Raw genomic sequence first — 1,605 nt, forward strand, 5'->3', positions numbered from 1 at the left:
TTCGTGCACCCGGGAGGCCAGCCGGGACGGCCCGAGCAGGCCGAAGACGAGCAGCCGGTCGACGTACGCCAGCCCGCGCACCAGCCAGGGCGCCAGCAGCGTCAGCAGCAGCCCGGTGCCCGCGGTCGCCGTGATCTCCAGCGGCGAGCTGAGGTACCAGGTGGTGTTCCCGTCGGAGAACAGTTGCAGGCCCGGCTGGTGCACGTAACGAGGGAAGACCCACTGCCACAGCGGGTAGGTCAGCATCGCCCAGCCGTACGTCCAGAAGGTGATCGAGACGACGAACGCGAAGATCGCCCACGGCATGTGCACCAGCGCGTACAGGGCGTGCCGCCACGAGACGCCGGACCTGAGCATGGCGCCCACCCGGGCCATGAAGCCCGCGCCGGGCCGACCGGCCGGCTCCGGGTCGCCCACGTCGAGCCGCAGCAGGGAGCGGGCCCGGTTCCGTTCCATCGCGCCCAGCGCCCGGCACCCCGCCAGCCCGGCGGCCAGCACCGGCACGCCGAGGAAGGTCACCAGCAGCCCGGCGCCGGCGGAGAACATGGCCACGGCGAACGCGAACCCGGCGACCGAGATGGGCAGGCTGAGCAGCAGGTAGAGGAACTCGCGCCAGGTACGGGCTTCCAGCGGGGCCCGCAGCACCGCGGGCATCCGGTGCCCGCGCTCGTGGTCCGGATATGCGATCGCCATGGTCCGTCCGTCCTTACGTCTGTCCCGGTCCGCGCCGCGGTGCCGTCACCGTCGCCGTCGTGCTTCCAGCGTCGCGGAGACGGGAGCGGGATCCCATGGTGTGCGTCGGCCTCTTCGAGCGGGGGATATCCCCACCCGGGCGGGGGTGGACGACGCCGCGTGCGGCTCCCTGCGCGGCCACCTACGTGCGGCGAGCCGGGCGCACGCTTACGTGCGGCGCAGCGGGCGCATGCATACGTGCGGCGAACTGGGCGCACGTATACGTACGGTGAAGCGGGGCGCGCGCCTACGCACGGGCGGGCAGGCGCACGCTTACGCGCCAACGCCTGCCCGCCGGTATCCGCTCGCTTACGTCCGCCTGCCCACGCCCAGGCCCACGTCCGCCTGCCCAAGCCCACCGGCCCGCGCCTACTTGCCCGTCTCGCGGTCGCGCCACGGCAGTTCCGCGGTGACGACCGTCGGACCGCCCGCGGGGGAGTCGACGACGAGGACGCCGTCGACCGCGTCGAGCCGATCGGCCAGGCCCGCGAGGCCCGAGCCCGCGTCCGCCGAGGCGCCGCCCCGGCCGTCGTCGCGTACCTGGATCATCAGCCGCGTGTCGGCCCGCCACACGTCCACCGACGCCGTACGGGCGCCGCTGTGCTTGCTGACGTTGGTCAGCAGTTCGGACGTGGTGAAGTAGGCGATGCCCTCGATCGCGGGGGCCGGGCGGGCCGGCAGGTCGGTGACCACCCGCACCGGGACCGTGCAGCGCGCGGCCACGGACGAGAGCGCCGCGTCCAGGCCGCGGTCGGTGAGCACCGCGGGGTGGATGCCGCGCGCGAGGTCCCGCAGCTCCTGGAGGGCGAGCTTGACCTCGCCGTGCGCCTCGTCGACCATCCGTGCCACCTCCTCGTCCGCGCGGCCCTCCGC

At 74.1% G+C, this 1,605-nt stretch carries 2 protein-coding genes; both read right to left on the bottom strand.

The annotated features are described in order from the left end of the window. On the bottom strand, positions 1–693 hold a 693-nt coding region (locus K7472_RS32185; RefSeq protein WP_222982790.1), incomplete at its 3' end, for a sensor domain-containing protein. 408 nt (positions 694–1,101) lie between these two features. Further along, positions 1,102–1,605 (bottom strand): sensor histidine kinase (locus tag K7472_RS32190; protein WP_372458160.1); only part of this gene is annotated, 504 nt, incomplete at its 5' end.

The organism is Streptantibioticus parmotrematis (genome assembly GCF_019890615.1).
Taxonomy (GTDB): domain Bacteria; phylum Actinomycetota; class Actinomycetes; order Streptomycetales; family Streptomycetaceae; genus Streptantibioticus_D; species Streptantibioticus_D parmotrematis.